Raw genomic sequence first — 275 nt, forward strand, 5'->3', positions numbered from 1 at the left:
GGGGCAGCGGACACGCGGTCGACAATGATGGAGACGGGTGCGGTCGTTCCGGACACTTCCGCGTATTGGAATCCGGCATAGCTCAGCCCGAAGGAGATCGTCGCACCGGAGGGCGCGCCGATCACTGTCGAGCGTTGCAGCTCCCCGGGCACGGCGGGATCGTCTGCGAGCACCTCGCCGGCGTCGCCCAGTTTCTCGCCGAGCTTCACCTGGAGCGTCGGTGAGGTGCCGTCCTCGGTGCTCACCGCAATCATTCCTGCGATGTTCGCCGCCAG

1 protein-coding gene is annotated in these 275 nt (G+C 66.9%); it reads right to left on the bottom strand.

The window, feature by feature from the left end; all coding sequences use genetic code 11:
* Positions 1-245: hypothetical protein (locus SB719_RS19935; RefSeq protein WP_412159706.1), on the bottom strand; the 245-nt coding region annotated here is incomplete at its 3' end.
* Positions 246-275: the final 30 nt, after the last annotated feature.

The sequence above is a fragment of the Pantoea sp. SIMBA_079 genome (genome assembly GCF_046940275.1).
GTDB lineage: Bacteria > Pseudomonadota > Gammaproteobacteria > Enterobacterales > Enterobacteriaceae > Pantoea > Pantoea borealis.